Origin of the sequence: Ruoffia tabacinasalis, from assembly GCF_005864045.1 — a bacterium.
GTDB classification, from domain to species: Bacteria; Bacillota; Bacilli; order Lactobacillales; family Aerococcaceae; genus Ruoffia; species Ruoffia tabacinasalis.
The window spans coordinates 1-26084 of record NZ_VBSP01000025.1; the positions used below are offsets into that span (position 1 = coordinate 1).

26 protein-coding genes are annotated in these 26084 nt (G+C 37.2%); 17 read left to right on the forward strand and 9 right to left on the reverse strand.

The window, feature by feature from the left end:
• Window positions 1-356 precede the first annotated feature (356 nt).
• The 3 genes from FEZ33_RS07510 to groL all read left to right on the forward strand — a co-directional run bounded on the left by FEZ33_RS07510 (window position 357) and on the right by groL (window position 3099).
• The gene (locus FEZ33_RS07510) at window positions 357-1019 is read left to right on the forward strand and encodes a redox-sensing transcriptional repressor Rex (RefSeq protein ID WP_138404789.1); all 663 of its coding nucleotides are present in this window, start codon (window positions 357-359) and stop codon (window positions 1017-1019) included.
• A gap of 154 nt (window positions 1020-1173) precedes the next feature.
• Entirely contained in the window at window positions 1174-1440 is a 267-nt protein-coding gene (locus FEZ33_RS07515; protein WP_138404790.1) for a co-chaperone GroES, read from the forward strand.
• A 27-nt stretch (window positions 1441-1467) separates the two neighbouring features.
• A complete protein-coding gene (gene groL, locus FEZ33_RS07520; RefSeq protein WP_138404791.1) occupies window positions 1468-3099 on the forward strand; it encodes a chaperonin GroEL in 1632 nt (543 codons plus the stop codon).
• Window positions 3100-3481: 382 nt separating this feature from the next.
• On the opposite strand, the gene FEZ33_RS07525 is transcribed toward groL, so the two are convergent.
• Window positions 3482-4144 carry a hypothetical protein gene (locus FEZ33_RS07525; RefSeq protein WP_138404792.1) on the reverse strand — a complete coding sequence of 221 codons (663 nt, stop codon included), beginning with the start codon at window positions 4142-4144 and terminating at the stop codon, window positions 3482-3484.
• A gap of 198 nt (window positions 4145-4342) precedes the next feature.
• Between FEZ33_RS07525 and FEZ33_RS07530 the strand changes: the two genes are divergently transcribed.
• Complete coding sequence (locus tag FEZ33_RS07530) at window positions 4343-4789, forward strand: pyridoxamine 5'-phosphate oxidase family protein (RefSeq protein WP_138404793.1); 447 nt, start codon at window positions 4343-4345, stop codon at window positions 4787-4789.
• 17 nt (window positions 4790-4806) lie between these two features.
• Here FEZ33_RS07530 and FEZ33_RS07535 read toward each other — a convergent pair whose 3' ends face one another.
• Window positions 4807-5295: a YehS family protein gene (locus FEZ33_RS07535; RefSeq protein WP_138404794.1), complete on the reverse strand. Its 489-nt coding sequence runs from the start codon at window positions 5293-5295 to the stop codon at window positions 4807-4809.
• A gap of 100 nt (window positions 5296-5395) precedes the next feature.
• On the opposite strand from FEZ33_RS07535, the gene FEZ33_RS07540 reads away from it, so the two are divergent.
• The 3 genes from FEZ33_RS07540 to FEZ33_RS07550 all read left to right on the forward strand — a co-directional run bounded on the left by FEZ33_RS07540 (window position 5396) and on the right by FEZ33_RS07550 (window position 8641).
• A complete protein-coding gene (locus tag FEZ33_RS07540) occupies window positions 5396-6274 on the forward strand; it encodes an RluA family pseudouridine synthase (protein ID WP_138404795.1) in 879 nt (292 codons plus the stop codon).
• 514 nt (window positions 6275-6788) lie between these two features.
• Window positions 6789-8243, forward strand: coding sequence for a hypothetical protein (locus FEZ33_RS07545; protein WP_138404796.1), 1455 nt, complete (start codon window positions 6789-6791; stop codon window positions 8241-8243).
• A 203-nt stretch (window positions 8244-8446) separates the two neighbouring features.
• Entirely contained in the window at window positions 8447-8641 is a 195-nt protein-coding gene (locus FEZ33_RS07550; protein WP_138404797.1) for a nuclease-related domain-containing protein, read from the forward strand.
• A 541-nt stretch (window positions 8642-9182) separates the two neighbouring features.
• On the opposite strand, the gene sufB is transcribed toward FEZ33_RS07550, so the two are convergent.
• The 7 genes from sufB to FEZ33_RS07580 form a co-directional block, all read right to left on the reverse strand.
• A complete protein-coding gene (sufB, locus tag FEZ33_RS07555) occupies window positions 9183-10577 on the reverse strand; it encodes a Fe-S cluster assembly protein SufB (RefSeq protein ID WP_138404798.1) in 1395 nt (464 codons plus the stop codon).
• A gap of 4 nt (window positions 10578-10581) precedes the next feature.
• Window positions 10582-11076: a Fe-S cluster assembly sulfur transfer protein SufU gene (gene sufU / locus FEZ33_RS07560; RefSeq protein ID WP_138404799.1), complete on the reverse strand. Its 495-nt coding sequence runs from the start codon at window positions 11074-11076 to the stop codon at window positions 10582-10584.
• Window positions 11063-12334 (reverse strand): aminotransferase class V-fold PLP-dependent enzyme, encoded by a 1272-nt coding sequence (locus FEZ33_RS07565; protein ID WP_138404800.1) that lies wholly within the window; start codon window positions 12332-12334, stop codon window positions 11063-11065. Before FEZ33_RS07565 ends, sufU begins: the two co-directional genes overlap by 14 nt.
• 35 nt (window positions 12335-12369) lie before the next feature.
• Entirely contained in the window at window positions 12370-13674 is a 1305-nt protein-coding gene (gene sufD, locus FEZ33_RS07570; RefSeq protein ID WP_235888790.1) for a Fe-S cluster assembly protein SufD, read from the reverse strand.
• A 9-nt stretch (window positions 13675-13683) separates the two neighbouring features.
• A complete protein-coding gene (gene sufC, locus FEZ33_RS07575) occupies window positions 13684-14454 on the reverse strand; it encodes a Fe-S cluster assembly ATPase SufC (protein WP_138404801.1) in 771 nt (256 codons plus the stop codon).
• A 778-nt stretch (window positions 14455-15232) separates the two neighbouring features.
• A complete protein-coding gene (locus tag FEZ33_RS12465; protein WP_171031326.1) occupies window positions 15233-15373 on the reverse strand; it encodes a hypothetical protein in 141 nt (46 codons plus the stop codon).
• Between the two features lie 283 nt (window positions 15374-15656).
• Entirely contained in the window at window positions 15657-15839 is a 183-nt protein-coding gene (locus FEZ33_RS07580) for a hypothetical protein (protein WP_138404802.1), read from the reverse strand.
• A gap of 494 nt (window positions 15840-16333) precedes the next feature.
• Here FEZ33_RS07580 and FEZ33_RS07585 point away from each other — a divergent pair, with 494 nt between their 5' ends.
• From FEZ33_RS07585 to FEZ33_RS07630, 10 genes are all read left to right on the forward strand, one after another.
• A complete protein-coding gene (locus tag FEZ33_RS07585) occupies window positions 16334-17152 on the forward strand; it encodes an LCP family protein (protein ID WP_138404803.1) in 819 nt (272 codons plus the stop codon).
• Window positions 17153-17243: 91 nt separating this feature from the next.
• On the forward strand, window positions 17244-19049 hold the full coding sequence (locus FEZ33_RS07590; protein WP_138404818.1) for a polysaccharide biosynthesis protein: 1806 nt from the start codon (window positions 17244-17246) through the stop codon (window positions 19047-19049).
• A 13-nt stretch (window positions 19050-19062) separates the two neighbouring features.
• Entirely contained in the window at window positions 19063-19800 is a 738-nt protein-coding gene (locus FEZ33_RS07595) for a YveK family protein (RefSeq protein ID WP_138404804.1), read from the forward strand.
• Window positions 19801-19802: 2 nt separating this feature from the next.
• Window positions 19803-20537 carry a CpsD/CapB family tyrosine-protein kinase gene (locus FEZ33_RS07600; RefSeq protein ID WP_138404805.1) on the forward strand — a complete coding sequence of 245 codons (735 nt, stop codon included), beginning with the start codon at window positions 19803-19805 and terminating at the stop codon, window positions 20535-20537.
• Entirely contained in the window at window positions 20534-21310 is a 777-nt protein-coding gene (locus FEZ33_RS07605; RefSeq protein WP_138404806.1) for a tyrosine-protein phosphatase, read from the forward strand. The genes FEZ33_RS07600 and FEZ33_RS07605 overlap by 4 nt, the downstream gene beginning before the upstream one ends.
• Window positions 21311-21325: 15 nt before the next feature.
• Window positions 21326-21979 carry a sugar transferase gene (locus FEZ33_RS07610; protein WP_138404807.1) on the forward strand — a complete coding sequence of 218 codons (654 nt, stop codon included), beginning with the start codon at window positions 21326-21328 and terminating at the stop codon, window positions 21977-21979.
• A complete protein-coding gene (locus FEZ33_RS07615; RefSeq protein ID WP_171031327.1) occupies window positions 21963-22817 on the forward strand; it encodes a glycosyltransferase in 855 nt (284 codons plus the stop codon). The genes FEZ33_RS07610 and FEZ33_RS07615 overlap by 17 nt, the downstream gene beginning before the upstream one ends.
• A complete protein-coding gene (locus FEZ33_RS07620; RefSeq protein WP_138404808.1) occupies window positions 22810-23703 on the forward strand; it encodes a glycosyltransferase family 2 protein in 894 nt (297 codons plus the stop codon). Before FEZ33_RS07615 ends, FEZ33_RS07620 begins: the two co-directional genes overlap by 8 nt.
• A 19-nt stretch (window positions 23704-23722) precedes the next feature.
• Entirely contained in the window at window positions 23723-24850 is a 1128-nt protein-coding gene (locus FEZ33_RS07625; RefSeq protein WP_138404809.1) for a glycosyltransferase, read from the forward strand.
• Window positions 24834-26078 carry a hypothetical protein gene (locus FEZ33_RS07630; RefSeq protein ID WP_138404810.1) on the forward strand — a complete coding sequence of 415 codons (1245 nt, stop codon included), beginning with the start codon at window positions 24834-24836 and terminating at the stop codon, window positions 26076-26078. Before FEZ33_RS07625 ends, FEZ33_RS07630 begins: the two co-directional genes overlap by 17 nt.
• Window positions 26079-26084: the final 6 nt, after the last annotated feature.

Consider the following 26084-nt stretch of genomic DNA (forward strand, 5'->3'; position numbering starts at 1 on the left):
ACCAATGTCTATCCTTTAGCAGATATTTATTCAACACCTGCATTACCGCACATCAGAACGATTGAAATTGAAGAGTAGCTGCACTCAAAATGTGGCTCAAATAGTCCTTGACTATAGGACCAGTTCAAACAACCACCACCATATTCGAATTAATGTACATTTTGCACAGTATTTCACATAAAAAGCTTTATTCTCACTAAAAAATATATTAGAATATAAAAGTTAGGCTAAATAGGCTCAGAATTCACAATAAATGTAAACCCTCGAAGGTTACATTTGGACAAAGTTTGTGAAGGAGTGCTATAATGAGCATGACTTAAAAATTAGATATAGATAAACCTAGGAGGAGGCAATTTATGGCAAAAGAAATACCAAAAGCGACTGCCTTGAGATTACCCATCTATCATAGGTATTTACGATTCTTGCAACATGCAGGGAAAAAGCGCATTTCTTCAACGGAATTAAGTGAAGCTGTAAAAGTAGATAGTGCGACCATTCGTCGTGACTTTTCATATTTTGGGGCATTGGGGAAACGTGGTTACGGTTACGATGTGGATCACTTATTAGACTTTTTCTCGCGTATTTTAAATCAAGATCGCTTAACGTCGGTTGGTCTGGTTGGTGTAGGTAATTTGGGGAATGCACTGATTAACTACAATTTCCGGAAGGATAGCAATATTCGAATTGGAGCCGCGTTTGATGTAAATACTGATATAATTGGAACAATTCAACGTGGTGTCCCAGTTTATTCAATGGATGAATTAGAAGAGCAAATCGAACAACAACAAATTGAAATTATTATTTTATCAGTCCCACAAGACGTCGCAGGGGATATCGTGAACCGAATTATCGAGGCGGGAGTGAAAGGAATTATGAACTTCACGCCACTTAGATTTGATGTACCGCGCAGCGTTCGTGTTCAAAATGTGGACCTGACGAATGAACTACAGACACTCATTTACTTCATTGATAGTAATATGGATGATGCAGAGGACTTCTCTGATTTTGAAAAAAAATAATTGTAAAGCATGCCAAAAGGTGTGCTTTTTTTTCGAAAAAAATAATTCTATGACTTGATTTTTTGACCAATTTAGACTATTATAAGATTAAACCATTAGCACTCAAATAAAACGAGTGCTAAATATAAAAATAAAATCATTTGGAGGGTATAATATGATTAAACCTTTAGGAAAACGTGTTGTTATCAAAGTGGCAGAAACAGAAGAAACGACAGCAAGTGGTTTCGTTTTACCAAGTTCAGCCAAAGAAAAAGAACAATACGGTGAAATTGTGGCTGTTGGACCAGAAATTGAAGAAAAAGATGGCGTTAAAGTTGGCGACACAGTGTTCTTCAAGAATTATTCTGGAACAGAAGTTGAACATGGCGATGAGTCATTGATGATTATTGAGCACAAAGATTTATTAGCAGTCTTAGCATAATATCGAATTTAAAGGAGAGAATATTATATGGCAAAAGATTTAAGATTTTCAGAAGATGCACGTGCAGCTCTACTACGTGGAGTTGATATCTTAGCAGATACAGTTAAAGTAACATTAGGGCCAAAAGGGCGTAACGTAGTCTTAGACCAACAATTCGGGTCACCAACAATTACGAACGACGGTGTGACAATTGCGCGCGAGATCGAATTAGAAGATCGCTTCGAGAACATGGGTGCTCAATTAGTGATGGAAGTCGCTTCAAAAACGAACGACATCGCCGGTGACGGGACAACGACCGCAACATTATTAACTCAAGCAATCGCTCGTGAAGGTATGAAAAATGTGACTTCAGGTGCAAACCCAGTTGGCATCCGTCGCGGAATCGAAATGGCAACACGTGCAGCGGTTGAAGCTTTACAATCATTATCTCAACCCGTTTCTTCAAAAGAATCGATTGCACAAGTCGCATCAGTTTCTTCAGGAGACCAAAAAGTTGGAGAATTAATTGCGGACGCAATGGAAAAAGTTGGCCAAGATGGTGTCATCACAATTGAAGATTCACAATCGATTGATACAGAATTATCAGTGGTTGAAGGAATGCAATTTGACCGTGGTTACTTATCTCAGTACATGGTGACTGACAATGAAAAAATGATTGCAGACTTAGAGAACCCATATGTATTAATTACTGACCGTAAAATTACAAACATCCAAGATGTACTACCTTTATTAGAAAGTGTTATGCAAACAAGCCGTCCATTATTAATTATCGCAGAAGATATTGAAGGCGAAGCATTACCAACACTAGTATTAAACAAATTACGCGGAACATTAAATGTGGTTGCCGTTAAAGCACCAGGATTTGGTGACCGTCGTAAAGCAATGTTAGAAGACTTAGCGATTCTGACTGGCGCAACAGTAATTTCAGAAGAATTAGGCTTTGAGTTAAAAGATGCAACACCAGACCACTTAGGTACAGCTGGTAAAGTTTCAGTAACAAAAGACAGCACAACCATCGTTGAAGGTGCTGGATCTAAAGAACAAATCGAAAACCGCGTTGGCTTAATCCGCGGACAAATCGAAGAAACAACAAGTGAATTCGACCGTGAAAAATTACAAGAACGCCTAGCTAAATTAGGTGGCGGAGTAGCAGTCATCAAAGTCGGTGCTGCAACTGAAACAGAACAAAAAGAAATCAAACTACGTATCGAAGATGCATTAAACGCAACACGTGCCGCAGTTGCTGAAGGTATCGTAGCAGGTGGGGGAACTGCACTTGTGAACGTTCAAGACGCAGTGAACGCACTTGAAGCAGAAGGCGACGAAGCAACAGGAATCTCAATCGTTGCTCGCGCACTTGAAGAACCAATTCGCCAAATCGCTGAAAATGCCGGCGCAGAAGGTTCAGTCGTTGTGTCACAAATCCGTACGTCAGACAAAGGTATCGGCTACAACGCAGCCACAGGTCAATTCGAAAACATGATCGACGCTGGTATCGTAGACCCTACTAAAGTAACACGTACAGCCCTACAAAATGCAGCCTCAGTTGCCGCATTACTATTAACAACCGAAGCAGTTGTTGCAGACATCCCATCAGAAACACCAGACATGGGAATGGGCGGAGGCGGCATGGGTGGCGGAATGCCAGGCATGATGTAAGCTGAAGCTTAATATGTAAAATAATATAAAATAAAATAGCCTCCCGACTTACTTTATCAGAGTGATGAAGTAGGTCGGGAGTTTTTTGAGTTTTCAGTGAACTTTCTGGAAAATGCGGGGCGTCGTGAGATGGCTCGACGTACCGCAAATGCGAATACGGAGTGTCGTGCCACCTCACGACAGTCCGCAAACGAATTTCCGTAGCGTCGTGATCCGACTCGACGTACCGCAAATGCGAATACGGAGTGTCGTGCCACCACACGATGCCCCGCAACTGAATTTCCATAGCGTCGTGATCCGACTCGACACCTCGCAAACCAAAATCCCCACAAAAAACCGCCGACCCAGGAAAATTCCCAAGTCAGCGGTTCTTACCCAAACTCTATTCACTTTCATCATTACCAAACACATCGCTGCGATTACTATTATTACTGAAATCGTAATTATAATAATCATTACTTGGAGTTTCTTCTTCTGGTAGAGAACCTTCATCAATGGGCTCTTCGTAAGAAGGTTCCTCATATGAAGATTCTGGTTCCTCGTAAGACGGCTCTTCGTATGAAGACTCGGGTTCTTCGTAAACAGGCTCCTCATAGACAGGTTCTTCATACACAGATTCTTGTGCAGCGTCTATCGCTTGTTGCACTGCAGTAGCGAATAAGTTAAAGTCGCTTACACCATCATAAGTTGGCAGTCCGTATTCAATCGCCAAGTTATTCCAGTAAATTAACTCATCTTCTGTATAATCTAGCTCTTCTTCCGCCACTTCAATGGGCAAGTAAACCATTAATTCAGGATCTGGCACAAAGATTGCCATACCAAGTTGTACCTCATCTTCCAAATCTTCTTCAACTTCAGAAACTTTTTCAGTCTCAACTGCTGATTCAGAATCTGTTTGTATTTCTACTTCTTCATTTTTATTATCATTTCCATCTTGGATGGGTTCGTGTACGTAGCCCTCTGTTTTTCCAGCTGGTGGTTCTGAGTCCAAGTACCCACACCCGCCTAGTATAAATAAAGAACTAAATAAGATTAATTTTTTCAACATTCTTCCCCCTATGGTCAGACCATATTCATTCATTAATATATCTAATGTACAGTTATCGGTAATAAAAAGCAATATCCACTTGAAAATATCATATTCTCTTCACATTTGCGTTACATTTCATCCATATAAAATATTTTTATAAAAGCGAATCCATATGCTATAATAAAGGAAAATAAAGAACGAAGGAGTGTTAACATGGAAGTAAATGATATTATGCAAATTCTGGAAAAAGATATGAAAGTTGCTGTCTTTGCAACGGTGGATGAGAACGGAAAACCGCATGCGAGACATGCCCATATCGGCGTTGCTAACGAGCAGGGCGTCTTTTTCATGACCAGTCCCACGACGGATTTTTATAAACAACTTAAGCACAATCCAAATATCGCTATTACCACAATGTCTGAAGAAGGCTATCTCGTTCAAGTGATCCGAATCGAGGGAAAAGTGCGCCAAGTTGGGAAAGACCGCCTTCAGGAACTGCTTGCGAACAATCCTTATGTTGAGCAAGTGTATCCTGATGACGACATTCGCCAAGGCATGCAAGTTTTTCATCTATATGAAGGCGAAGGTTTCTATCACAGCATGTCTCAGGGGCACAAGTATGTCTTTTCAATTGGACACGAAGAAGAAACCGACGCATAAGGCGTCGGTTTTTTTCTCTAAGAGCGGTATTCAAAGGTTAGGCCTTTGAGGAAATTACGGATATAACGGTCGCCGCAGGGCTTATAATTGCGGTGGCCTTCTTTGCGTAGAACAGCACTTAATTCGCTGTTAGAAATCTCAACCCCCGCCGTTGCTAAAATACCTAAAATATCGTCAGTGGTTAGGGAGAGTGCAATCTTTACTTTTTTCAGTAAAATATTATTCGCATTCTCTGGATTCAGTTCAAGTCTCGGCTCACCAGCGCCTTCTTTCTTACCGCGTTGAGAGATGATTAAGCCGTTTAAAAAGCGTTCTAACTCTTGATCAGTGAGTGTTTGGACGAATTGGTTTTCTTGAGTCGGATCCTCTTTAGGTAATTTCTTCAATAATTGGACAACATCTTCTTGAGTAAGGGTAACTCCACCCATCGAAAAGATGGTGACCATATCGCTATCTTTAATATCTAACGCATAGCGCAAGCGGGTTAATCGATCATTATTATTCATTTAATTGCCTACCTTTCATCTTGTAGGGTGATTATACCAAACTTGTAGCACTTTTTCTGCTATACTACAAAGATAAGAAGTAAATGAAAAGGTGAGTTAAATGAACAAACATATGACCTATTACACAGCCGAAGAAGCAACCGAATTACTCAAATTTATGATCAACCAATTAGCACCAAAGAGTCGCAACAATGTTAAATCCATGCTGGCGCGTGGGCAGTTCTTTGTCGATGGAAAAGCTGTCACACAATTTAATCATCCTTTGAAAAAAGGACAAAAAGTTGGCGTCTTGTCTAATGAAGGAGCGAAAAAGACCGCAGCGCTTGAAGGCGTGAAAATCTTACATGAAGACGACGACCTTATCGTGATTGACAAAGAAGCAGGCATCCTATCTGTAGCCGGCAGAGACCATGCAGAAGACACAGCCTACCGCCAAGTCACAAAATACGTGCAAGAAGGCAACCGCCGCAACCGCATCTTTGTCGTGCACCGCCTGGACCGCGACACATCTGGCGTCATGATCTACGCCAAAACCGAAGAAGTTAAAGAGAAATTGCAAGAAAACTGGCATACTATCGTCAAAGAACGCATCTATACGGCGCTTGTTGAAGGCGTTGTTCGCAAACCCCAAGGCAAAATAGAATCATGGCTCACCGAAAGTAAAACGATGAAAGTCTACTCAAATGACTACGATAACGGTGGCAAGCACGCGGTGACGCATTATACGAAGAAGCAGGGCAATGCAAATTACAGTTTACTAGAAGTCCAACTTGAAACAGGACGCAAAAATCAAATCCGCGTTCATATGGAAGAAATCGGCCATCCGGTGGCAGGGGACAAAAAGTATGGAGCGAAGACAAATCCGTTGAAACGACTCGGTTTGCATGCGACAACCATTGCCTTTGAGCACCCGCGGACAGGGAAAGTGGTGAAGTTTTCGTCGCCTGCGCCTAAAGGGTTTCTGAAAGTGTCTAGATAAGATAAGATTATGTAAGAACTACCTGGGAAATGAGGTGGTTCTTTTTTTGATGAGTTTGGGATTGGATTTGGTCTCGTCCATCATCACAAGGCCGAAAAATAAAATAATCGTATCAGCACCTTTACCTTTAAATCTTAAAAGCCAATGAACAGATCCCTTTTTATGAATTATAATTGAAATACCATCATATCCCAATTTATTTTTAAGCACAGCTAATAAACAAATGAGTTAAGTTAGTGGATATCGAATATAATAACCTGAATAATTCATAGTTTTTCTAAAAATGTTAGTTAATGCTGATTGTACAGTCTTTATATTATTTTACTCCATCACTCATTTGGTGATGAAGCAGATTAATTTAAAGACTATTAAATCAACCTTTAGAAGGATTATTAGTAAAACTATGAATTATTCAGGAATAAATAAACAAGTTAACTTAAGCTTGCTTATTATAAAGTTCTTTTATATCATCAATAAAAATATGTTTTTAAAAATTTTGTACAGGAGAAAAGATATGAAACTAACAATGAGATTGTGTCTGTTGTTGCTTTTTTCAAGCTTGTTTTTTGGTCAGGCTCAGCTAGTGAATGCAGAGACGCTAGCTGAGCAACGTGAGCGAGTTATTTCTAGTCTGATGGAGGTTATAAATGGGGAAGTTACTAGAGAGGAAGCCGAGCTCTATTTAGCTGAGGAAGAAGCTAATATTTTATCAACAGGAGAGATTAAAGGTTTTCGATCTTATGGTATTGATGGAAAACATTCAACGGCACAAAGCATGGTTGTTGGAGATTATTTGAATCGATACTTAGAAGAGAATACAACAGAAGACGAAAGGCAAAGTTTATATCCTTTTACAGTGGAGTTTGATAGGTTGCCAAAAAATATGAGGTTTTATCATGTTGATAATACTGAGCGAGAATTTGCTGACTTTGATGTAACTATTGAAGGTAACAAAATTTCAATGTATTACAATTATTGGGGACCTAATCGATCGAGACAGAATGCTCTTTATTTGGAAGGACATCCAGAAGTCAATGAAACAAAAGAGTTAGCGGTCAAAGAATCGAATGGTCAGGATGAAAGATTGGTTCATATTAATAGTCGAATGATTACTGAACCGGTACGAGGTTGGCATTACATCATTTATTTCTTTTATAATGATCAAGGTGGCATTAGTTTATTGAAGTGGGATAACCATAGTCAACCTGAAGTATTTGAGGAATATGCGACAATTGAGACTCGCGAAGAATTAGAAGCTTTGGCAGCAAAGGAAAGAGGGGATTTGCCTACGGTGTCGGGAGATTTAACTGAAAGTAATTGGTCAGTTCCTGAAGATTGGCGCATGTTATCAACGCGACGAGGCGATATACCACCTGTAACGTGGGAACTACTGTCTACTCAATTGGATAAATTAGTTATTGAACCCGTCTTCATGCAAGATGGTCGGGTTACCGGTTATGTCAATCCACTATACAACATAGTGGTCACTACGACACAGACTATGAATGATGAGGTACTGTCTGTCATTGAAGCAACACCTAATGATGAGGGGTATTTTTCAATTGATGCCGACGCTGCGGTGGGGAGAGTTCCAACAATAACAATCCTAAATGAACAGGGACAACAAGTTTATGAAGCAGAATTGCCAATTGTACAGTACCAACCTACGGCGTTAGCACATGAATCGGGTTATCTAACGGTAGAACGCTATTTCGTAGGACAAAGTTATATTGAAGGGTATACTTATCCTTTTGCAGAAGTAAATATAATGCAATTAGACGGTTACGCTTCAACGGGCATCCCACCCATAACAGCGGATAGTAATGGTTATTTCTATGCGGATGTTAAAGCTAATCCAAATAATCTGACAACAAATGTTGTAACAGTTTCACATCCAGAAACATTGGAATCCATTACTGTTAATCCCTATCCTTGGACACAAGCTGAATTAGATAAAGCAAACTGGTAGATAATAAGGCACAAGCCATATTAGTCATTACTAACATGGCTTGTGCCATTTTATTTGGAAGATATTATTCGTTGCTGAATCGGTGAGTGGGCCTGAAAATGAGTGGAAGTAACTTCGTGTGAGTAGACGAGGCCCAAAAACCACAATATACAAAACAAATTTATGGAATCCTCTACAAGTTACCAAAAAATTTGGAGTGGCGGTTGGAGAATTACCGGACGGGCTTTATTGGTGAGGGCGAATGTTTGTTGATGCTGTTGCCAGAGATTCCCCAAAATTGGGAGGTTTTAGCAGATTTGAACTTTCCGCTGGTTGCTGGGCGTATGCAGATTGATATTATGTTGATCTCGTCACGTAAAGGCTTTCATTTTGAGGTCAAGAATTTGCTTCAGAATTAAGTATATGAAAATGGAATGTAGATGTACAATGGAAGAGAGATCGGCAATGATTTCTTTATTCAGATGATGCGAGCGCGTGGGAAATTAGTAGAAAATTTACAGAATATTGGGGACATGTTCCAGTGGAATCGAGGTTAATATTGATCAACGAGGAAGATACAGTCAATATTATGGATGCGGATCAGCAAAGTAACTATATTAAGAGTTGGCACGTTAAAGGAATATGTACATAATGGGGCTAAGTTATATATGGCGAATGAATTCGACTTGAAAGATGGCAATATTTGGCTAGTGATTGGATAACTCGCTAAGGAAATGATGACTATCCAAGAAAATGAAGACCCACGATGTGGCGGCCTCTATTATCCTGAGCACCCAAGTAATCGGAACTGAATGGGAAATCGACATCTAAACACCACATCAATAAAGTCTCGATAGGGTGTTTTTCAACAAGTCATATTATCTAATTAAAAAAAGCTTGAGCAGATTATATTGTTTTTGCTCAAGCTTTTTTGTGCGTTTGATATTGCAGTTAATGATTCTACCCAACCGATCCTTCCATCTCATAAGCGATTAAACGGTTCAGTTCAACGGCGTATTCAAGTGGTAATTCTTTAGCAAATGGTTCAACAAAGCCCATAATAATCATTTCAGTGGCAGTTGCCTCATCTAAGCCACGGCTCATTAAGTAGAAGAGTTGCTCTTCTGATATTTTTGAGACTTTCGCTTCGTGTTCTAAGGTCACATTACTGTTGTGGATTTCGTTGAATGGAATTGTATCAGAACGTGACTTATCATCCATAATAATCGTGTCACATTCAATATGTGAGATTGAACGGTCACTGTTCTTGTCAAAGTAGACCTGTCCAAGGTAATCAACATTTCCCCCGTCTTTGGCAATCGATTTTGAAACGATTGAACTCGATGTATCTGGAGCCATGTGGAAGATTTTAGCCCCTGTATGTTGATGTTGATTCTCACCAGCGAAAGCAATTGATAAGACGGTTCCGCGAGAACCACGTCCATTTAAGAAGACACTTGGATATTTCATAGTGACATTAGAGCCAAGGTTCCCATCAATCCACTCCAGTGTTGCGCCTTCTTCACAGTGACCTCGTTTAGTCACAATATTGTAGACATTATCTGACCAGTTTTGAATGGTAGAATAACGACAATAGGCGTCTTTTTTAACGACAATTTCAACAACGGCAGCATGTAAGTTGGCATATGAGAAGGTTGGGGCAGTACACCCTTCAACGTAATGAATACTTGCACCTTCATCTACGATGATTAATGTACGCTCAAATTGTCCAGACTTTTCATTGTTCATTCGGAAGTAAGTCTGCAGTGGAAGAGTTGTTTGCACCCCTTTTGGTACATAGATAAAGGTTCCACCACTCCATACAGAGCTGTTTAATGCTGCTTGGAAGTTATCTTCTGAAGGGACAACACTACCAAAGTATTCTTTAACCAATTCAGGATAATCGCGTAAGGCAGAATCCATATCCGTAAAGATGATACCTAAGTTCTCATATGCACTTTTCATACGTGTATATACTGCTTCAGATTCATATTGAACTGTCGCTCCTGCCAAATAAGCACGTTCTGCTTCTGGGATACCAATCCGTTCGAAAGTTTTTTTAATCTCATCGGGAACATCATCCCAAGTACGAACAGGGCGGTTAGTTGCTTTTTGGTAATACGTGATGTCATTAAAGTCAATTCCAGATAGATCAGGTCCCCATTCTGGAATGGGTTTGTTCTTATATATTTCATAAGCTTTTAATCGGTAGTCTAACATCCATTCAGGTTCATCCTTCTCTTGGGAAATGGTTCGGATAACCTCTTCATTTAATCCCAATCCAGTCGAGAAAATAATCTCAGCATTATCTTGGAAACCAAATTCATAATCGCCGAGAACTGGTACGTCGCTCATAGTATCACTCTCTTTCTATAATTCCTTCTTCAGTCTGAGCATTTTGACTCATGCCTAATTCAAGGGCTCTCCAAGCAAGTATGCCACATTTATAACGTGCAGGAAATTTCTTAATGCCTTCTAACAAGTAGGCATCTTGCAATACATCTTGTAATTGAGTCGTGTCCATTAAAGATTTAGCTTGCGATTTCAGTTCTCCACCTAATAAATGAGTAAAGTTCTCTATAATCTCAAGCGCTTGCTCCTTTGTTTTGTTTTTTAACGTGTCACACATCATATCGGCGCTGGCCATACTAATGGCACAACCTTGGCCGGTAAAGCCAACTTCTTCAATTGTGTCATTATGCAGTGTGAATTCAACAACAATGGCGTCGCCACAAGTCGGGTTTAATAATTCAACACGATGAGTGTAATGGGCAATCGGTTTTTTATGGCGCGGGTTCTTTGAATGGTCCATGATGACTTCTTTGTAAAGACTCGTTAGATCAAATAGAGACATAATCAAAAAACTCCTTTATTTTCTTTGTCACTAACAAAAATTGTTCAACTTCAGCGGCAGTATTGTACATACCAACACTCGCTCTTAAAGTAGCCGCGACATCAAGTTTGCGCATCAATACTTGGGCGCAATGATGTCCAGCTCGTACAGCAATACCTTCCATATCATAAGCAGAGGCTGCGTCATGGGGATGAATAGTAGTAAAGTTGAAACTAATAATACCATGAGGATTGCGTGCAATGATATCAGGGCTCTGGTAAAGTTCAATACCATCAATTTCTTGAAGCCCTTGGTACAACTGTTGGGTCAAAGCGGCTTCATGTTGAGCAATGGCTTCAATACCAGTTTGGTTAATATACTCTAAGGCCGCTTGTAAGGCGATCGCTTGTGCAATCGGCGGGGTGCCGGCTTCGAACTTCCATGGTGAGTCTTTATAATTACTCTCATAATCACCGACAAAGTGGATCATCTCACCACCATATTGAACGGGACGTGCTTGTTGGTGGTGTCTTTCATTTAAGTAACAGATACCAACCCCAGTCGGACCATAAGCTTTATGCCCGCTAAAGCAATACGCATCAATACCTAAATCGTTCACGTTAATCGCTTGATGAGGAATTGCTTGAGCGCCATCAACAATGAGTAAAATATCGTGTTCGCGTGCCCATTCACTAAGAGTTTGGATCGGTTGTTCAACTCCAAGAACATTGGATACATGTTGGATCACGATGGCACGAATATTTTCTGTGTTTCTTTTCTTTAACACAGAAAGGTTAACTTGAAAATCCTCATTAAGCGCCATATATTCTAACTTTGCCCCCTTGCGTTGACAAAGTTCTTGCCAAGGCACGAGATTAGAATGATGTTCTAGAGGTGTTGTTAAAATAATATCATCGGTTTCTAGTTGGTCTTCAACAAGCCCTCTAGCAAGAAAATTAATCCCATCGGTGGTTCCACTCGTGAAGATCACTTCACTAGCATCCTTTGCCCCAATGAAGTTCGCAATATAATGCCGGCTTCCTTCGTAAGCACGTGTTGCTCGCTCGGCTAAAGTATGGACACCGCGGTGAATATTGGCATTATCATAGTGGTAGTAGTCGGCTAATGCTTCAACAACTGAATGAGGTGTCTGGGATGTAGCTGCATTATCAAAGTATATTAAGGGTTCATTATTGACACTTTGTTCTAAGATTGGAAATTGGGCTCGAATAGACTGGCTTTTCTCTTGAGAGAAGAGTCTTAAAGGTGTGAATGTCATGGTGTCACCTCCTAATAGTTGATACAGTTAATTTATTAATCATGGTTTAATGTTTTAAGTTTCTCATCAATGATCTCGACCATTTGTTGTCTTACTTTATTAGATGGCATTGTTTGAATCACTTGACCTAAAAATCCTCGGATGAGTAAGTATTCAGCTTCCTCGTGCTTTAAACCACGACTCATTAAGTAATACAGTTGCTCTTCATCAACTTGACCCACACTCGCGGCGTGACCAGCCGTGACTTCAAACTCATCAATATATAAGATTGGGTTTGTATCCGCACGGGCATCATCAGAAAGCATCATTACACGGCTTTCCTGTTGTGCATCTGCGCCCTTTGCATTTTTAACGATATGGCCGATACCGTTGAACGTTAGACGCGCTTGGTCAAGAATAACCCCATGTTGGAAGATGTTGGCAGTTGTATTCTTACCAACATTGAGGACCTTCGTGTTAATCGTCTGTGTCTGCGATTGGTTACTAATACTAATAACATCAACGTTGGATGATGAGCCGTTACCATCTAAGACGGTATAGGTATCTAAGATTGTATCCCCATTATTCATAGCAGCCACGGCCCAAGAAATATTCGCATCAGGCTGTGTCAATCCGTAGCGACGAATGAAACTTGTCGTGTTTGCTCCAAGTGAATCCATCGAGACATACTTAACACTAGCCCCATTGAGAGCAATCACCTCAACAAATAAAGTGGCGCTATTGGATTTATCGCCGATCGTATTTGATTTCTCTAAGTATTCAACGTGACTATTCGTATCCGCTACAATTAAAATATGCTTATTGAATGCGAGTTCTTGACGACTGTCTTGTAGCAACACTGCTTCAATCGGCAAGTTCACTTCAACGTTTTTTGGAATATAGATGAATAATCCACCGTTCATAAAGGCTGTATGGTAGGCAGCAACTTTATCTTCTGTAGCTGAAATCGCACTGAATAGATGCGCATCCACTAATTCAGGAAATTCATTCATTGCAGTGAAGAGGTCTTGAATAATTACACCTTGCTCCATTAAGTCTGCTAGCACGAAATCAACATCCGTCGTATTACCACAGTGAGCGATGCGGGCGCTCAGTTGTTGGTCATCCGAAAGCTTTAGGTTGTTTTTATAAGTAGAGACTAAGTCATTGGCACTGGCTTTTGGACTTGCAATCACTTGGCTGAATAATTCCCACGTTGGGTAGCTCATACGCTCTATAAAAGGTAAGGGCAGTGTTTCCCAAGCAGCTAAGGCTTGTTGTTGTGCGTCTTGAAAAGATTGAGTAACGTTTGAGTATTGTGGAATTAAGCTTTTTTGTTCATGTAATGGTATTTGTGTCAAGGGTTTCACCTACTCTTTTAATTCGAAATCTAAGCCCAACTCTTTAACGATGCCACGATATCCCTCATCTTCTAATCGTTTGGCTAATTCAGGACCACCTGATTTAACGATTTTTCCATCGATAATAATATGAACATAATCCGGTGTAATGTAGTTTAGTAAACGTTGATAATGCGTAATGATTAAAGCACCAAAGTTTTCGCCACGCATCTCATTTACACCACGTGAAACAACTTTTAAGGCATCAATATCAAGTCCTGAGTCAATTTCGTCTAGGATGGCGAAGGCTGGTTGAATCATCATTAATTGTAAGATTTCGTTTCTTTTCTTCTCACCACCTGAGAAACCTTCGTTCAAGTAACGTTCTGCCATTTCTTCCGGCATGTTTAAGATGGCCATCTTTTCATCGAGTTTTTTAATAAATTCCATGACACTCATTTTGTCATCGTCAGCGCGACGGGCATTAATGGCAGCTTTCATAAACTGGGCATTTGTTACACCAGGAATCTCGCTTGGGTACTGGACTGCTAAGAATAGCCCAGCTCGAGCACGCTCATCAACTTCCATTTCCAATACATTTTTACCATCTAAGTAAATTTCTCCTTCGGTCACTGTATAAGCTGGATTTCCCATGATCGCCGCTGCTAAGGTTGATTTACCCGTTCCGTTTGGTCCCATTATGGCATGGATTTCATCCGTATTAATGGTTAAGTTTAGACCTTTTAAAATTTCCTTGTCTTCAATTGATACGTGTAAGTTTTTAATTTCTAATGTCTTCATTGATACCCTCCAATTATTTAATAAAAATGATGGCTCCATACTTTATTTTATTAAATTAGCTAAATGAGCCGAGTGGCAAACGTTCATATAACTTTATTTTATATAATATAACACATAAAAAATTATAAAACTACTCTACTTTCACCCTGTCTTTAATACTTAAATGAAATGGGAAAGCGTTTAGATAAATTAAGCACTAAGCTTGTCAAATTAGGAGGGTAGAAGAAAATCAGTCTATAAATAAATATCAAAAGTATCTCCACTCATCAGTAGCAAATACAATACCAAGAACTATATGAGTAAATTAATAATTTCTATCCTCAAACTTTGAAAATCGTTTTAAACATGTTGAATTGTAATAATTATTGCGACAAATATGTTTCTTTACTTGATTAGCAAGCGTTCGTGTAAAAATACGTCCAAAAAGGCAACCGTCGCAACCGTATCTTCTCGTGCACCGCCTAGACCGCGACACATCCAACAGGATGACTTTTTTTCATTAAATCAAAAAAGGGCGTCGAGCACCGGCTCGACGTACCGCAAATTGACTTACGGTTCATCGTGCTAACTCACGACACTCCGTAAACGCAAATACGGTTCATCGTGCCACCTCACGACACTCCGCATTCGAAAATACGGTCCATCGTGCCTCTTCACGACGCCCCGTAAACATAAATACGGCTCATCGTTCCACCTCACAACGCCCCGTAAACGCCAAATTCTCCAAAAATCCCCACAAAAAAAGGAGCATCACCCACCAAGGTAACGCCCATCTCACCTAAAACTCAAAACCAAACTCTCCATACTTCTCAGCTTTCTCCTCCAACACAATTTGAATCGCTGTTTTAATCCGGTTCAGATTACTAAAGCTGGGGTAGTGATCAATCACCACTGTCAACTTCCCAATCGTATCAGACAACTTAAACGTACTAATAATAATTCCGCCTCACTTGAATTCAAGCGCGCAACACTCAACTCCCGGTGCTGGCACGTCTCAATCGCCAAAAAATCTCACAATTCAAATGATAACAACTTCTGAATCATCCGCGCATGAGAATAGTGCCCATCATAATACTTCCCGTGCAAATCAACCATTAAATTCTTCAAATTAATGAATCTATATAGATCGGAAAGTCAATCTTATTCTCATCCATAGACCGACCCAGTAATTGTCTAAACTCATGATATATATCATAAAGTGCTTAGTGAGTCTTAGGAAACTGTGCACGAAAATATTCTTGCATACCCGCTGATTGTTCCATCATAATTCGATATCCTTTATGCGATGATTCGATGCCAAGATCAGGTTTCGACCCACTTATGAAAGCAATATCTTCCTTTATAATACGAGCAGTACTGTCTAGATGTTCAGGTAAGGTAGACATTGTTACCAGCCATCCCGTTCCAGCAATAAGCCAATAAATTAAAAGCGGCGAAGATTAATTGCCTTTTAAAAACGTCTCATAGAATCCCTATCAAACTTATCGCTAGAAAAACGCTTTCTAATCGAAATCCACCTAAATTATACTGTAATATAAAGTAACTTATGAAAGTTTTAGCCAATAGTATTGTAAAGTTTATGTAAATTTTAAGGGTTAATTAAGAAAAAAGAGAAAAATGTAGTATCATAATTTAAGTGAATAATAAGGATACATTCGGCGCATAGAATAAATTATTTCATTACTATATATAATTAAATATATATATTAATCGTTTTCAATGAGATATAAACGATTTTCCCCCTTTAAATACTATAGATTTATGCGTATAATTAAGGTAAAATTAAACAATCTATAAAAAAATATTATCAAAACTAGAAAAAATTAAATATTAACTTAATATCGAAGTGTTGATAATCTAATCAAGAGGAGCAAAAAGGATGAAATTTACCCGGAATGTTTTACTTATATTACTAATGGTTACCTCAACATTAAGTCCCAACCCGTTTGTATCCGCTCAGGAAGAGTCATCAGAATCTTCTGAGCATTTTTCGATGTTATTTATGGGAGTAGACACTGGAGACTTAGGAAGAGTGGATCAAGGTCGTTCAGATACAATGATGGTTATGGATATTAATAAGGAAGAAGAAACTGGAATTCTTGCAAGTATTCCACGAGATGCCTATGTTGAGATTGAAGGATATGGATTGGATAAAATAAATCATGCATACGCCTTTGGTGGAGCAGAATTAAGCTTAAGCACAGTAAACAACTTCTTAGACACAAACATTGAAAACTATGTCGTAGTTAACATGGCAGGACTGAAGGAAATTGTAGATGCAGTTGGAACAATTGAAGTGACACCACCGACATCCTTCTCGATAGGAGGCTATGATTTCGTAGCTGGAGTCACAACCAAATTAGATAGCGATATGGCATTAGCGTATGCACGTGAGCGTTATACATCAGGCGGTGATTACGCAAGACAAGAACGCCAACGTGAAATCGTACAAGCAGTGATGCAAAAAGCAACGGAACTGGAATCAATACCAAACTATATTAAGATGTTCTCTGCTTTATCAGATAATATTGAAACAAACTTAAGCTTGCCACAATTGTTCGATTTATACAAAACTTACAATTCAAATATCGAAATTGAAACTTATCAATTAACGGGAACAGGTGAGATGATCGATGGTATTTACTATGACATCATTGATGAAAACTCATTGGCGGCTTTAAAAGAACAACTACATTAATAAAAGATAATAAATGAATTAAAATAGTAAAGTTGGTGACCGATTGGAAAAACAAAATTCAACCACTGTATTTGTTAAGTGGATTGAGAAAATGAACAACATTCAAAAAACAATAGTCTGGTTACTCGCAGATTTCATTTGTCTTTGTATTGGATCAGCGAGCGCCTATATCTTTTACTGGAATATGATTAGCCCAAGATTAAAAGGGTACTTTCTTTTCACAATTGTAGCTTTTGTTATCTATATAATTGTCAGTCGTGTGTTTAAATTAAATATGCGGATTAATCGCTATAGTGGCGTACGAGATTTATTCTCTCTATTCATGGCATTCGTACTGAGTGGATCTTTAAGTGGTTTAATCACCATCTTTTTCGACTTTATGATTGCTTTACGCTTCATGGTACTTTCTGGGATTGTAGCTGGAATTATCGGAATTGGTTTACGTGTACTTTGGCAGAATATCTACCTATTGAAAGATCGAAGTCGGCGTACCCAAGCGGAAGATATTAAGCAAATTATTGTGATTGGCGCAGGTGACGGTGGGTCACTCTTCGTAGAGAATCACATACGGAATCCACAAGATACAAAAGTAGTGGCGATTCTAGATGAAGACCCCAAAAAACAAGGTAAAAGTATCTCGGGTATAAAAGTTGCGGGTGATCTATCACAATTAGAAGCTATTGAGAAAGACTACGACATCGATCGAGCAATTATTGCCATACCAAGTTTAACGCCCGAAGATTATGAACGAATCATTACTGAACTCAACAAATATGATATTAAACCCTATAAGATGCCTAAAGTTGAAGATGTCATTACGGGAGTTTATCAAATGAATCATGGTCCTAAAAAAGTAGATATTGGTGATCTCTTAGGAAGAAAAGAAATCCAATTGGATGAAAGTCATTTAAGAAAAGAAATTGAAGGCAAGACCATTGCGATTACCGGAGCTGGTGGATCCATTGGTTCAGAAATCACGCGACAAATCAGTCGCTTTAATCCAAAGCGTGTCCTACTCATTGGACATGGCGAGAACTCAATCTACTTAATCTATCAAGAACTACAACAACTCGATACGATGACCGAATTCGTTCCTGTGATTGCGGATGTGCAAGATTATGAGCGAATCTATGAATTATTCAAAGAAGAAGAAGTGGATATTGTCTATCATGCAGCAGCGCATAAACATGTACCGCTCATGGAATGGAACCCAGAAGAAGCTTTAAAGAATAATATTCTAGGGTCTTACAATGTAGCTAGAGCCGTCGACCAAGCTAAAGTTGGTAAGATGGTGATGATTTCAACGGACAAAGCCGTCCGCCCACCGAATGTGATGGGAGCATCAAAACGTGTCGCCGAACTCATCGTCACAGGAATGAACAAACAAAGTGACTCGATCTTTTGTGCGGTTCGCTTTGGTAACGTGCTAGGGAGTCGAGGAAGTGTCATCCCACTCTTTGAGAAGCAAATTGCGGCCGGCGGCCCTGTTACTGTGACAGACTTTAGAATGACCCGTTACTTTATGACGATACCAGAAGCAAGTCGTCTGGTTGTATTCGCTGGAGCGCATGCCGAAGGTGGAGAAGTATTCATCTTGAATATGGGAGAGCCAGTCAAGATAGTAGACTTAGCGCGCAAGTTAATTCTACTTAGCGGGCATACGGAATCAGAGATTCCAATTGTGGAAGCCGGGATAAGACCGGGTGAGAAATTATATGAAGAGTTATTAACATCCGGGGAATTAGTAGATGAACAAATTGATGAAAATATCTTCATTGGTAAAGTCGTTGATAGACCGATTGAAGAATCAATTGAATTCATTGAAGAATTAAAACAAATGGATAAGAAATTAATCAAACAGCACATCATTGATTTTGCCAATGAGAGTGCCTTATAAGATGGAGGAAGTAATGGAACAAGAAATGAGTTTATTGGATTTATGGAAATTACTCCGTAAATATTATGCACGAATTATTGGAATGACAGTGGTAGGAGCTGTCTTAGCTGTTGTTTTTATGATGTTGTTTGTTGATCGTCAATATGTATCAGAGGCACAGTTATTAGTAAATCAAAGTAGTGACCAAGACACAGCCATTCAATATACTGAGATTCAGACAAATGTAAACTTAGTGAATACATATAAGGATATTATTAGTGGCAATGCGGTATTAGAAGGTGTTAATGAGAATCTAGGAAATGTTTTTACGATTGATGAGCTTAGAAATGCAATAACTGTTGAACAGTCACCCAATTCCCAAGCGTTTTATATTAGTGCGATTATGGATTCTCCAACGGATGCACAAAATGTAGTAATTAATGTAATTACTGAATTTGAGAATACGTTACGTGAATTTTATGGAGAAGAAGTTTCAAGTATTAATTTAGTATCAGCGGCAACTTATAACCCTAATCAAGTATCTCCAAGTTTAATTATTTATGCCTTAATTGGTGGTATATTAGGCTTCATAATTATGGCAGGGATTGCCTTGGCTAAAGAATTAATGGATACGCGAGTGAAGTCAGTTGATGACCTTACTAATATGGGGATGATTCGCTTAGGAGAGATCAATGAATTGACCAATGCACAAGTCAAGAAAAACCGTTATAGAATTGAATCAGATAATACACCGTTAAGAAGGAGAGTATAGAGATGTTTGGATTTGGAAACAAGCAAAAAAAAGCTGAAAAAGAACAGCGTTTAGGTGCACCTTTAATTACGTATTATGAACCGAAGTCAATCATTTCGGAACAATACCGTACCTTACGTACAAACCTTGAATTTGCGCAAGTCGGTAATCAAGTCAAGTCGATTGCGATTACATCAAGTATGCCGATGGAAGGTAAATCAACGACCACAGCTAACTTAGCTTATACCATGGCACAAACAGGTCGTAACGTATTGATCGTAGATAGCGATCTACGTAAGCCTACAGTTCACCGGTCGTTTAAATTGAATAATGAACAAGGTGTAACGACGCTACTAGCGAATCCAGAATTAAAGTTTAATCAAGTGGTTCAAAAGTCTAAGGAATTAGGACTATATTTTTTACCTTCAGGGCCTATGCCACCCAATCCTGCTGAATTGATTGGGTCACCTCAAATGGCAAGATTAATGCAAGAATTGTCTGATAACTTTGATATGGTTATCTATGATACACCGCCTGTTAATTCAGTCACTGATGCTCAAATTATTTCGAGTAGAGTCGATGGTGTGATCTTAGTCGCTCGCCAAAACTTCGCACGTAAAGAATTAGTTAGAGAAGCCAAGCAAGCCTTAGAAAATGTTAAAGCAAATATATTAGGCTTTGTTATTAATAATGTGCCCTTTGAAGAAGGCAAAGGGTATGGATACTACGCCTATGGTTTAGAGGATGATGACGCATGATCATCGACTTACATTCTCATCTCATACCTGGTGTAGATGATGGGGCTCAAACCATCGAACAATCGATTGAATTAGCCAAGCAAGCTGTGGATGAAGGGGTGGAACATATGGTTCTAACCCCTCATCATCGTAACGGTAAGTATATTAATTACAAGAGCGATGTACTCGAAGCAGCGAATACTCTACAAGAAGTATACAAGCAAGCTAACGTGAATCTGAAAGTCTATGCATCCCAGGAAATTCGTTTAACCGACAAATTCCTGGATGATTTGTATAATGGGGAATTATTATCCTTAGATGCTGCTGGAAAGTATTATCTGATTGAGTTTCCTTCTGATAGAGTACCTTCCAATGCAAAGCAAGTTATACAAGAATTAATTGATGATGGTACTACACCCGTGATTGCGCATCCAGAAAGGAATCATGAGTTATCAAGTAATCTACATCTTCTGTATGAACTAGTCCAGATGGGATGTTTATCGCAAATTACAACATCCAGTTACTCAGGCTATTATGGTGAGACACTGGTTGTGAACAGTCAACAAATGATTCAACATAATCTAGCTCACATATTAGCTTCAGATGTTCATCATATGAAGCACCGACCAATGAATGTAGAGTCTGCATTTGCGCGGTTGGAAAAAGAATATGGGCTGGAAACTGTCCAATACTATAAAGACAATGCACGAAACATCTTTAATGGGGATCGAGTGAATATAAAGAAACCAATTCAACCAAAGAGACCTCGTAAGAAGTGGTTTGGATTATTCTAGAATAAGGAGTAAACGATGTATACTATCATAAAGAGAATTATTGATTTTATCTTATCATTAATAGCAATTATCATACTAAGTCCACTATTCTTAATATTAGCAATATGGATCAAAATCGATTCCTCTGGCCCCGTATTCTTTAAGCAAAAACGTATTGGGAAAAATCGTACATTCTTTCAAATTTATAAGTTTAGAACGATGCGTTCAGATACACCTAAAGATACACCAACTCATATGCTGAATGACCCAGCATCGTTTATCACTAGGTCGGGACATTTTTTGCGTAAAACAAGTCTCGATGAATTACCTCAACTAATTAATATTCTAAAAGGTGAGATGGCTATTATCGGGCCAAGACCGGCTCTATGGAATCAAGATGACTTAGCAGATGAACGAGATAAGTATGGAGCTAATAAAGTGTTTCCAGGACTTTCAGGCTGGGCGCAGATTAATGGGCGTGATGAACTACCTATTCCCATCAAAGCTAAGTTGGATGGAGACTATGTACAAAATATTAGTTTTTGGTTTGATGTGAAGTGCATCTTTGGGACCATCACTAGTGTACTACGAAGTGATGGTGTCGTTGAAGGTGGAACGGGTGTCATTGAAAAAGCAAAAAAGGACTTGAAAAAGAGAGAGCGAGAAGGAAAAAGTGATAACAGATTATAGTGTGTTAATGTCGTTATACGTTAAAGAAAAGCCTGAATATTTAATAGAGAGCCTCGAGAGTATGTTGCAACAGACTATACTACCTAAACAGATTGTTATAGTTTTAGATGGTGAAATAACATCCGAGTTGCAAGTGGTCATTAATAAATATAAATTATCTAATCCTAATTTATTTTCAATTGTACCATTAGAACAAAATATTGGGTTAGGCTTAGCCTTAAATAAAGGGCTAGAATATTGTGAGTTTGAATTAATTGCAAGAATGGATACTGACGATATATCTTATCCTGAAAGATGTGAACTACAATTAGCCGAATTTAACAACCATCCAGAACTAGATATTGTCGGCACTTTAACGAGTGAATTCTTTGAATCACCTGATAAAATTCAATCAATTAGAATAGTGCCAGAAAATCATGAAGAAATATTAAAATTTTCTAGACGTAGAAGTCCTTTCAATCATCCAACTGTTATGTACCGAAAATCATCAATACAAGCAGTAGGTGGATATAGAGATATATTGAGAAAAGAGGATCTTGATCTGTTTGCAAGAATGCTAGAAAATGGATGTAAAACAAAAAACATTCAAAAAGAATTATTATATTTTAGGTCAAACAAAGATAATTATAAAAGGCGGAAGTCGTGGACAAATAATTCAAACTACATAAAAGTAATTTACAAATTTTGGCGTAGAGGTTATTCTTCATTATGGGATTTACTGTATGTAACGTTTGCTCAGATTGGTATGTATATAGCGCCAACATGGTTGCTTAAATACATATCGGATTCTATTTTGAGAAAAAAACATAATATTACAGGAGTAGAAAAAAATGATTAGTATTGTAATACCAACACATAAGAGAGTAAATCTTTTGAAAAAAACTATTAATAGTGCGTTAGATCAAACTTATAAAAATACGGAAATCATAGTTGTATCAGATGGATATGACAAAGAAACAGATTTGTATATGAAAACAATTGAAAATAATCAAATAAAATATTATGTATATGAAACAAACAGAGGTGCCAACTATGCAAGGAATTATGGCGTAAAACATTCTGAAGGTGAATATATAGCTTTTTTAGATGATGATGACCAATGGGCGAAAGATAAATTAGAAAGACAGAACACAGAACTAAGCAAGGATAACGATTATGGGTTAGTTTATACTGGAAATAAACAACTTTATATTGATACGAATGATTCATTTATTTACGAACCTACAATAAGTGGTGATTTATCAAGGGAAATATTTTCGAAAAACCATATAGGTAGTACATCAAGTGTATTGATAAAAAAAGAAATATTTGATGAGGTAAACGGTTTTGATGAAAAATTAGGTGCACTTCAGGACTATGATTTGTGGATTAGGGTCTGTCAAATTGCTAAAATAGGAGTTATATCTGCACCATTATTAATTTACACTAATGATAGAAATCGAGAACAAATCTCTAATCAGATTAATAAATACGAAGATGCTGCTATACAAATAAAAGAAAAGTATAAAGATTTTTTTTCTAATAATAAAGATCTAGAAAAAGGATTCAGTTTATTTTTGTCTAAAGTAATTATAAAAAAGTATTTAAGAAATAATAATAAGAAGAAGGCTAGAGAAATAAGCTTAAGAATATTTTGGGAAACAAAAAGATTGTCAATACTTCCATATTATTTTTCTGCCTTTTTTTCATATGATATGTTGTTGAAATTCAAGGCTATGTTTTAAGAGATATATTGGAGGATATATGAAATATGTATTGCATTATGTAGAAAAAATGGATAGAGGTGGAATGGAATCTTATATTATGAATGTTTATCGTAATATAGATAGGTTGAAATATCAATTTCACTTTATAGTTCATACGAATAAAAAGTCTGATTTTGATGAAGAAATATTATCGTTAGGGGGAAAAATATTAAGGGTTCCAACAACTTTAAGGAGTAATCCAATTAAATATATTCGATTTTGGAAGAGGTTTTGGGTTAAAAATCAAAAAAAATATGATGTATTCCATTTTCATACAAATAGTCTAGCTAATATTTATGCTATAAAAGCTGCTCAAAAAATAGGCTATAATAAAATAATTATACATTCCCATAGTACGGGTGCAAATAAAGGAAAAATTCAAAAAATACATGATTTAATTCATTTATCGAATCAGAAATATGTGTTACGAAACAAATTTAAATTAGTAGCTGTTTCCGAAAATGCATCAGATTGGCTTTTTGGAAAAGAAGCTATTATTGCAGGTAAGGTGATGATAGTTTCCGTAGGAATTGATTACTCGTTATTTTACTTTAATAGTCAAGTACGGGAAAAAATTCGAAAGCAATATGACTTAGATAAGAGTATAGTAATCGGTCATGTTGGTAATTTCTTTTCAGTTAAGAATCATGAATTTATTATAGAAACTTTTTATGAGTTGGCGAAATTTAATGATAATATATCTTTATTATTAATTGGTGATGGAGATACAATACAAGAAAGTAAAGAATTAGTAAATAAATTGAAGTTAAAGGATAACGTCACATTTACAGGTAATATTGAAAACGTTTCTGATTTTTATAATGCAATGGATATATTTATTTTTCCATCAAAGTATGAAGGATTAGGCATGTCTATGGTTGAAGCTCAAATAAATGGATTACCAGTTTTTTACTCAGACACAGTACCTTTTGAAAGTGTAATTTCAAATAATACACTTTGTTTGAACTTAAATTCTGGCTCAAATAATTGGGCTAAAGAAATTCAGAAGTATTTTACTAAAGAAAGAAGCCGTGAAATAGAGGTAAATAATAAATTTAATATTGCAAACAGTTCAGAGAAATTAACTTTGATTTATGAGGAGGTTTCTGATGGGAAAAATAAATAAAATAATACTTTTTTTGTATACTTTTTTTGTGATATATTTACCAGATTTCTCAGTATATTTTCCATTTTTACCTAATACATCAATATTAGTTTTCTTTCTTGCTACACTTAATATAGTGTTGTTAAATAAACATATTTTATGGGTGATTAAAAAAAATGAAATTTACGCAATATTTATAGTGCTATTTATTTTAATAATCCAGTTAACCATAACTAACTTAGGCGATTTTGATTTGGGGAATCTTTGGCCATTGGGATTATTTATTGTGCAAATAATTAACTATCTATCACTTGTGATTTGGTTCTACAAATTATATCATCCAGAAAATGTTTATAGTTTATTAAAATATTTAGTATTCATTGGAATGATACAATTTTTTATTATATTGTTTATGCAATTACAGCCTGATTTAAAGAACATAGCTGTTACATTATACGGAGGAAAAGAAGGGGTTCCAGAACGTTTAAGATATCTTCTTTCTTATAGAATTTATGGGATAGGTTCATCGTATACTTTTATGTTGCCATTAATACAAACATTTTTTTCAGTTATAGCTTTATATCTTTACTCAGAAGGAAAGGGCTTTTTTTATTTTATAACGTCTGTATTATTAATTTATAGTTCTATTGTGAATGGTAGAACAGGAATGTATATTTATATAATAATTATGATTATATATTTTTTAAAACAATCATTACAAAAATTCAATTTTAAAATACTTATATTTTCTTTTGGAACATTAATAATATTTGTAATTTCAGTTTTGTTTATACTTAATTTTTATCCGGATAGATTTGCTTGGATAACAGAAGGTATAGAAGAAATAATATTATTATTTTTTGCGGGAGAAACATCTCAAAATACAAATGTTGGAAGATTAATAGGAGAGCATTTAGTATTCCCAAAAGGATTCGATATAATATTTGGATTAGGGAAAAATATATTCAGTGGAATTACCTATCGTAATAATTATATTCATTCCGATATTGGTTATATAAATGATTTGTTTAGAGGTGGTATGATTTATATTTTTTTATTGTACCCAACCATTTTATCATTTTTTAATAAATATTGTACAAAACCTTTTCTAAAAATAAGTTTAGTTTTATTTTTTGTGATAGCTAATTACAAAGGTGAAATTACGGGCGGTACGCCTATAATACTACTTATACTACTTATACCAATGCTTATATCCTATAATGATATGTATATAAGCCACAATAAATAATAGGAG

Excerpts from the sequence above, each read along its gene's own strand:
- sufU (WP_138404799.1), bottom strand. The coding sequence starts at position 11,076 with ATGTCTCTATTTGATCTAACGAGTCTTTACAAAGAAGTCATCATGGAC.
- FEZ33_RS07585 (WP_138404803.1), top strand. The coding sequence starts at position 16,334 with ATGAAATTTACCCGGAATGTTTTACTTATATTACTAATGGTTACCTCA.
- FEZ33_RS07630 (WP_138404810.1), top strand. The coding sequence starts at position 24,834 with ATGGGAAAAATAAATAAAATAATACTTTTTTTGTATACTTTTTTTGTG.
- FEZ33_RS07510 (WP_138404789.1), top strand. The coding sequence starts at position 357 with ATGGCAAAAGAAATACCAAAAGCGACTGCCTTGAGATTACCCATCTAT.
- FEZ33_RS07580 (WP_138404802.1), bottom strand. The coding sequence starts at position 15,839 with ATGTCTACCTTACCTGAACATCTAGACAGTACTGCTCGTATTATAAAG.
- FEZ33_RS07530 (WP_138404793.1), top strand. The coding sequence starts at position 4,343 with ATGGAAGTAAATGATATTATGCAAATTCTGGAAAAAGATATGAAAGTT.
- sufC (WP_138404801.1), bottom strand. The coding sequence starts at position 14,454 with ATGAAGACATTAGAAATTAAAAACTTACACGTATCAATTGAAGACAAG.
- FEZ33_RS07515 (WP_138404790.1), top strand. The coding sequence starts at position 1,174 with ATGATTAAACCTTTAGGAAAACGTGTTGTTATCAAAGTGGCAGAAACA.
- FEZ33_RS07545 (WP_138404796.1), top strand. The coding sequence starts at position 6,789 with ATGAAACTAACAATGAGATTGTGTCTGTTGTTGCTTTTTTCAAGCTTG.
- sufB (WP_138404798.1), bottom strand. The coding sequence starts at position 10,577 with ATGAGCGACGTACCAGTTCTCGGCGATTATGAATTTGGTTTCCAAGAT.
- FEZ33_RS07595 (WP_138404804.1), top strand. The coding sequence starts at position 19,063 with ATGGAACAAGAAATGAGTTTATTGGATTTATGGAAATTACTCCGTAAA.
- FEZ33_RS07535 (WP_138404794.1), bottom strand. The coding sequence starts at position 5,295 with ATGAATAATAATGATCGATTAACCCGCTTGCGCTATGCGTTAGATATT.
- FEZ33_RS07540 (WP_138404795.1), top strand. The coding sequence starts at position 5,396 with ATGAACAAACATATGACCTATTACACAGCCGAAGAAGCAACCGAATTA.
- groL (WP_138404791.1), top strand. The coding sequence starts at position 1,468 with ATGGCAAAAGATTTAAGATTTTCAGAAGATGCACGTGCAGCTCTACTA.
- FEZ33_RS07610 (WP_138404807.1), top strand. The coding sequence starts at position 21,326 with ATGTATACTATCATAAAGAGAATTATTGATTTTATCTTATCATTAATA.
- FEZ33_RS07590 (WP_138404818.1), top strand. The coding sequence starts at position 17,244 with ATGAACAACATTCAAAAAACAATAGTCTGGTTACTCGCAGATTTCATT.
- FEZ33_RS07600 (WP_138404805.1), top strand. The coding sequence starts at position 19,803 with ATGTTTGGATTTGGAAACAAGCAAAAAAAAGCTGAAAAAGAACAGCGT.
- FEZ33_RS07605 (WP_138404806.1), top strand. The coding sequence starts at position 20,534 with ATGATCATCGACTTACATTCTCATCTCATACCTGGTGTAGATGATGGG.
- FEZ33_RS07625 (WP_138404809.1), top strand. The coding sequence starts at position 23,723 with ATGAAATATGTATTGCATTATGTAGAAAAAATGGATAGAGGTGGAATG.
- FEZ33_RS07565 (WP_138404800.1), bottom strand. The coding sequence starts at position 12,334 with ATGACATTCACACCTTTAAGACTCTTCTCTCAAGAGAAAAGCCAGTCT.
- FEZ33_RS07620 (WP_138404808.1), top strand. The coding sequence starts at position 22,810 with ATGATTAGTATTGTAATACCAACACATAAGAGAGTAAATCTTTTGAAA.